The organism is Streptomyces bobili (genome assembly GCF_002154575.1).
Classification (GTDB): Bacteria; Actinomycetota; Actinomycetes; order Streptomycetales; family Streptomycetaceae; genus Streptomyces; species Streptomyces bobili.
The window spans coordinates 1-5,990 of record NZ_MUBA01000664.1 but is presented as its reverse complement, the minus strand read 5'-3'; the positions used below and the strand labels follow the sequence as shown (position 1 = coordinate 5,990).

8 protein-coding genes are annotated in these 5,990 nt (G+C 73.8%); 4 read left to right on the top strand and 4 right to left on the bottom strand.

Annotated elements, in window-relative coordinates; translation table 11 throughout:
- On the bottom strand, positions 1-1,313 hold a 1,313-nt coding region (locus BZL64_RS35805; protein ID WP_086773217.1), incomplete at its 3' end, for an aminotransferase class I/II-fold pyridoxal phosphate-dependent enzyme.
- A gap of 35 nt (positions 1,314-1,348) precedes the next feature.
- Between BZL64_RS35805 and BZL64_RS35800 the strand changes: the two genes are divergently transcribed.
- Together BZL64_RS35800 and BZL64_RS35795 are read left to right on the top strand one after the other, a co-directional pair.
- Positions 1,349-2,050: a pyridoxamine 5'-phosphate oxidase family protein gene (locus BZL64_RS35800; RefSeq protein ID WP_086773213.1), complete on the top strand. Its 702-nt coding sequence runs from the start codon at positions 1,349-1,351 to the stop codon at positions 2,048-2,050.
- Positions 2,050-2,685 carry an FMN-binding negative transcriptional regulator gene (locus tag BZL64_RS35795; RefSeq protein ID WP_086773212.1) on the top strand — a complete coding sequence of 212 codons (636 nt, stop codon included), beginning with the start codon at positions 2,050-2,052 and terminating at the stop codon, positions 2,683-2,685. Before BZL64_RS35800 ends, BZL64_RS35795 begins: the two co-directional genes overlap by 1 nt.
- A gap of 56 nt (positions 2,686-2,741) precedes the next feature.
- Here the strand turns inward: BZL64_RS35795 and BZL64_RS35790 are convergent, their stop codons facing one another.
- Both BZL64_RS35790 and BZL64_RS35785 read right to left on the bottom strand, forming a co-directional pair.
- Positions 2,742-3,746: an EamA family transporter gene (locus tag BZL64_RS35790; RefSeq protein WP_086773211.1), complete on the bottom strand. Its 1,005-nt coding sequence runs from the start codon at positions 3,744-3,746 to the stop codon at positions 2,742-2,744.
- An 80-nt stretch (positions 3,747-3,826) separates the two neighbouring features.
- Complete coding sequence (locus BZL64_RS35785; protein WP_244205722.1) at positions 3,827-4,411, bottom strand: Clp protease N-terminal domain-containing protein; 585 nt, start codon at positions 4,409-4,411, stop codon at positions 3,827-3,829.
- 197 nt (positions 4,412-4,608) lie between these two features.
- On the opposite strand from BZL64_RS35785, the gene BZL64_RS35780 reads away from it, so the two are divergent.
- Together BZL64_RS35780 and BZL64_RS35775 are read left to right on the top strand one after the other, a co-directional pair.
- The gene (locus BZL64_RS35780) at positions 4,609-4,821 is read left to right on the top strand and encodes a hypothetical protein (RefSeq protein WP_190046824.1); all 213 of its coding nucleotides are present in this window, start codon (positions 4,609-4,611) and stop codon (positions 4,819-4,821) included.
- Positions 4,822-5,013: 192 nt separating this feature from the next.
- Positions 5,014-5,451, top strand: a complete 438-nt coding sequence (locus tag BZL64_RS35775) for a type II toxin-antitoxin system Rv0910 family toxin (RefSeq protein WP_086773210.1) — start codon at positions 5,014-5,016, stop codon at positions 5,449-5,451.
- A 72-nt stretch (positions 5,452-5,523) separates the two neighbouring features.
- On the opposite strand, the gene BZL64_RS35770 is transcribed toward BZL64_RS35775, so the two are convergent.
- On the bottom strand, positions 5,524-5,990 hold a 467-nt coding region (locus BZL64_RS35770), incomplete at its 5' end, for a PadR family transcriptional regulator (protein WP_086773214.1).

The following is a 5,990-nucleotide window of genomic DNA, read 5'->3' as shown; positions in this document are numbered from 1 at the left end:
CCCCCCACCCGCACCGCGGAGGCCACCGCGTCCGCCAGTGGCCCCACCTCGTTCGCCGCAAGCGTCGAGACGGTGATCCGGATGCCGGGCGGAGCCCCGAGCCGGAACCGGGCGCCGGGCGCGACCGCCCACCCCGCGTGCAGCAGCCGGGCCACCGCCCCGGTCTCGTCGGGCACCGGAATCCACACGTTCATCCCGCTGCGGCCGCGCGCCTCGACCCCCCGCTCGGCCAGCGCGGCGATCAGCGCGTCCCGGCGCGTCCGGTACGCCCGCGCGACCGCCGGGGTGTCCACCGCGCCGTCGGCCCACAGCCGCGCCACCGCCCGCTGGGTGATCCTGCTGACCCAGCCGGGCCCGAGGCGCTGGCGTCCACGGACCCGGTCGAGGGTGACCTCGTCGCCGGTGAGGACGGCGAGCCGCAGGTCGGGGCCGAAGGCCTTGGCGACCGAGCGGACGAAGGCCCAGTGTCCGGTGGTTCCCGCGAGGGGGTGCAGGGGCAGGTCGACGATCCGGTGACCGTGGTCGTCCTCGATGAGCAGTGTGCCGGGGTGCCGGCGCAGCACGGCCCGCAGGGCACGCGCGCGTGCGGCGCCCACCGCGGCGCCGGTCGGGTTCTGGGCCCGGTCGGTCACGATGAGGGCGCGGGCACCGCCCTCCAGGGCCTTTTCCACGTCCTGCGGCAGGGGCCCGTCGTCGTCGACGCCGACCGGGACCGTGCGCAGTCCGAGCGCCGGGACGAGGTCGAGGAGCGAGCCCCAGCCGGGATCCTCCAGGGCCACCGTGTCGCCGGGCTTGAGGTGTGCGGCGAGCACCCGCTCGATGGCGTCCAGCGAGCCGGAGGTGACGGCCACGGGCCCGGCCGGCACCCCGTCGGCGTCCAGCTCGGCGCGGGCCGCCCGCGCGAGTTCGGGCTCGACCGGATCGTGTCCGTACAGGACCGGTTCCCGGTCGCCCTGCGCGGCGGCCCAGGCGAAGGCCGGCCCGAGCGCGGGCAGCAGCGCTGTGTCCGGGTTGCCCGCCGAGGCGTCCCGCACCCCCGCCGGGACCTCCACGCGGATGAACTCGCGCCCGGTCGTGGCCGGCCTGGACCGCACTCTGCTGCCCCGCCGGCCGTCGGTCTCGATCACCCCGCGCTCACGCAGGGTGCGGTAGGCGGCCGCGACGGTGTTCGGGTTCACCCCCAGCCGCTCGGCCAACTCGCGCATCGGGGGCAGCGGTTGGCCCGGGGCCAGCTCACCGGTGCCCACCGCCTGCTCGACGCTCGCGGAAATGTCGGCTGCACGCCGTCCTGTGATCCGATACTCTCCTAGCACAAAGCCGATTATGCACTAGTGCAATGGAGAACGCCATGCAGGGGACCACGCAGCCGCAGGGGACCGCACAGCCGACGACGTCACCCGCCGCCTACACACCGACCGACCGCACGGTCCCCACCCGGTCCGCGCAGAAGGCGTCGTACGACAAGGACCTGGTGCACGCCATACTCGACGAGGGTTACGTCTGCCACCTGGGCTTCGTCCGCGACGGCGCGCCGGTCGTGCTGCCGACGCTCTACGGCCGGGTCGGCGAGACGCTCTACGTCCACGGTTCGACCGGTTCGCGCCCGCTGCGCATGACCGGGCAGGCGGATCCGGGACTGCCGGTGTGCCTGACGGTGACGCATGTCGACGGACTGGTGCTGGCCCGCTCGGCCTTCCACCACTCGATCAACTACCGGTCGGTCGTGGTGCACGGCCTCGCCCACGACGTCACCGACCCCGAGGAGAAGCTCGCGGCCCTGGACGCCCTGGTCGATCACGTCGTCCCCGGCCGAGCCGCCGACTCCCGGCCGGCCAACAAGAAGGAACTGGCCGCCACCGCGGTCATCCGCATCGACCTGAACGAGGTCTCGGCCAAGACCCGTACCGGCGGCGTGAACGAGGAGCCCGAGGACCTCACGCTCCCCCACTGGGCTGGCGTCGTCCCCCTCCGCAAGGGCTACGGCACCCCGCTCCCCGAGGCCGACCTGCTCCCCGGCACGGCACTCCCCGCCTACCTCGGGACGCTGTGATGCTGATCCATCCCTGGGACGCGCCCCAGGACGACTCCGAGTGGCGGCACTGGCTGGCCGTGCGCGACTTCGGCCAGCTCGCCGGCAACGGCCTTCCCGGCGACCCACCGTGGGTGCAGCCCCTGCACTTCGCCTACGACGCCGAGCGCGGCGAGGCCGTCACCCACCTCGCCCGGCCGAACCCCGTGTGGGCGGCGCTGGAGGCCGACCCGCAGGTCGTGCTGAGCGTGGTCGACGACCACGCTTACATACCCGGCCCCTGGCAGGCACCTCCGGACGCGCCGCCCGAGCACGGCACCCCGACGAGTTTCTACGCGGCGGTCCAACTGCGCTGCACGGCCCACCTGGTCGACGACCCGGACGCCAAGGCCGCCCTGCTGAACCGGCAGCTGGGCCACTTCCAGCCGGAGGGCGGCTCCGCCCGGGTCGCGGCGGGCGAGGTGCCGTACGGCCGTCTGCTCTCCGGTATCCGGGGGATCCGGCTCGAAGTGAGCGGCGTGCGGGCCAAGTTCAAGTACGCCGGCCACCGGCCCGCCGAGACCCGCGAGCGCATCGCCGCCGGCCTCGACGCACGTGGCGGTCCGGGGGACGCGGCGGCCCGCGAGCACCTGCTGCGACGCGGGCCCGCGATCTGACCGTACGACGGCGCGCCCGGCGTGTCCGCCGGGCGCGGCTCAGCTCAGGGACCGCCTCAGGTCGTCGTGCCGCGGGCGGACAGCTCCCGCTCGGGGCTGCCCGCGGCCACCGGGTCCGCGGAGCCCTTGGCGGGGGTCGACGACTGCGCGATGAACGCGCCCAGCAGGACGATCGCGCCCCCGACGATCTGAGGCGCCGAGAGGTGCTCGCCGAGCAGCACCCAGGCCAGGACGGTCGCGATGACCGCCTCCAGGCAGGCCACCACCCCCGCCACCTGCGGGGACAGCCGGCGCACCGAGACCACGCCGGTGACGTACGCGACGACCGTGGCGATCAGCACGATCCAGCCGAGCAGCAGCCAGGCCGGTACGTCGGTGCCGTCCATGGCGGCGGAGTGCGCGAGCAACGACCAGTTCATGTTCCAGGGACGGGCGACGGCCGTGAGGACGACCGCGCCGACGAGGAGGCCGTAGGCGATCACGCCGAGCGGGTCGGGGGCGTCATCGCCGGAGTCGCTGCCCTGATCGGAGAGGACGAAGTAGCCGACCTGGCAGCAGGCGGCGGCCAGCGCCAGGGCCAGGCCGAGGGCGTCGAAGCCGAGCCCCGACCAGACCTCGACCACGCAGGCGAGCCCGCCCACCGCGAGGACCACACCGAGCGCGGCGGCCCGCGTCACCGGCCGCCGCTGCACGAACCGCACCCAGCCGAGCACGAGCGCGGGCGCCAGGTACTCGACGAGCAGCGCGACGCCGACGGGGATGCGGGAGATGGAGGCGAAGTAGAACGCCTGGACGCCCGCCACGCCGAGCAGTCCGAACCCGGCGAGCAGCGCGGGACGGCGACGCACCAGCACGCGGTGGCGCACCGCGAGCGGCAGCATCACCAGGGCCGCGCCCGTCACCCGCAGCCACACCACGTGCAGCGGGTCGAGTCCCGCCTCGATCAGCGGCTTCGCCGCCACTCCGGACCCGCCGAAGGCGATGGCCGACCCGATCGCCAGAGAGAGCCCGATGCCCTTCCCGCGACTGACCTGACTGCTCACAGACGTACGCACCGGCACATGATGACAGGCGAAGACATGACCGTCACCCCCGTTGACACCTGTCTCAGCGGCTGGACGGGAGGAGCCGGGCCGCACCGTCAGGGCGCGTCGTCCTCCTCGGCGTGTCCGGCGAGGCCGTCCTCGATCCGCGCGCACACGACGAGGGGGTCGATGCCGGCCCGGCCCAGCACCTCGACGGCACGGGTCTGCGGGTCGGCGAGGACGGCGGCCAGCAGATCGACACCGCGGGCGCTGTCGCCGTAGGCGGGCCGCCCCGCGTCCGGGGTGTGAGGTCCGGGGCGCGCCGCGGCCCGCACGCGCGCTTGCCGCAGCGCGGTGGAGGCGAGCGGCGAGAAGCCCTCGACGGTCGTCACGACGGGCACGGCGCCCGAGTCCTCCACGCCGCCCTGCCAGCGCAGGCCGTAGCCGATGCTGCGCTGGACGAGATAGCCGAAGAGGCGGGCGAGCTGCGGGCCGCCGCCGAAGGCGGCGCGCACCTCGGGATCGTTCTCCAGGAGGGAGTGCAGCAGGTGCGCGGTGTCGATCTGCCGGTCCCCGTCGCGCACGGCCCGCCGGCGCGCGCCGTCGACCGCCGCCGCCAGCTCGGCACTGAGCCCGGCGTCGTCTTCCATGGCGCGGAACGCGTGGTCGCGCACCGGCTGCCGGGGGATACGGGGTTGCACATCTCCCACCCCATCAGTCCCGGCCGGCCGCGTCATCCCCGGCGGGAACCATCTTCGCGTCCCACACAGAGCGGACGAGGAGGGCCGGAATCTCCTCCTTGGGGATGAGATCAGGCCGTTTTCGCCCCAGGGGCGCGCGCCTCCTTGTCTCGCGCCCCCGGGGCAACCGCGGGCGCCCGCGGTCACGTCTCACGGACATGGAGAGCGGGTGCTGGCTGGTGGCCCTGGCCGCGGTCGACGGCAGACAGTATGTGTACCGGGTGTACGCCCCGGAGGACGCGCTGCCCGCCGATCTGTTCTGGGAGGCCTGGCACTGTCACGACGAGGGGCCGTTCCCGCGCGCGTGGGACCTGTTCGACGCGGCGGAGATTCGGCGGGTGAGCCGGTCCGGCAGCCGGCAACGTCTCTGACGGTTCGCGTATCTGAGGGCCCACGTGTCTGAGGGCCCACGTGTCTGAGGGCCCACGTGTCTGAGGGCCCACCTCTCTGTGGGTCCACACACCTCAGATAACTGACGGTTCGTCAGCCTTGAATGTTCGCGCCGCTGCGGCTACGTTCCGCGGCACCGCAGCCCGAGTCGCCGGACACGAAGAGGTGGTCGCATGGCCGAAGTCAGCGCGGAGGCACGCATCCAGGCACCGGCCGAGAAGGTGTGGGCACAGCTCACGGACTGGTCCGCGTACGGGGAGTGGAACACGACCCACACCAACTTCCCCCAGGGCGGCCCGAAGACGCTGGAAGAGGGCGCGACCTTCCAGGAGAACATGAAGCTGATGGGCTTCCCGGCCGAGGTCGAGTGGACCGTGGAGGAGCTGGAACCCGCGCGGGTGCTGGCCATCCGCGGCAAGGGCCCGATGGCGGTGGCCCTCGTGACCCGCTACACCCTGACGCCCGACGGCGATGCGACGGGCGTGCGGATCGACGGCGAGTTCACGGGCGCGGCCGTGTCGCTCATGGCGGGCAAGCTGAAGGACTCGGCGACGGCCGCCCTCACCGAGTCCCTGCGCAAGCTGGACGGGCTGGCCTCGACGACGGCCTGAGCGGGCGCGACGGCGGAAGGCGCCCCGCCGGATCATCGGCGGGGCGCCCCCACTCGTCGGGCCGTACGGCCGTCAGTCCTCGTCGGCGAGGATCAGGTACAGCTTCTTGCGGGCGTCGTTGATGACGGTGAGCGCCTTCTCGCGCTGTTCCTTGCTGCCGGTCTTCCAGACCTGCCCGAAGGCCTCCATGAGGCCGAAGCCGGCCTGCCGGATCTCGCCGAGGGCCTCCCAGTCGACCCCGCGGGAGGCTTCCTCCCAAGGGGCCTCGGGCCCCTCCTCGGCCGCCGTCCGGCCCGCGTCGGTGAGCGAGAACAGCTTCTTGCCACCCTCCGAGGCGCTGCTGATCAGGCCCTCGTCCTCCAGCAGCTGGAGGGTGGGGTACACCGAGCCGGGGCTCGGCTTCCAGGCGCCGCCACTGCGCTCGGCGATCTCCTGGATCATCTCGTAGCCGTGCATCGGCCGGTCCTTCAGCAGGGCCAGGATCGAGGCCCGCACGTCACCGCGCCGCGCCCTCCCCCTGGGTCCGCCCCGCCCTCGAC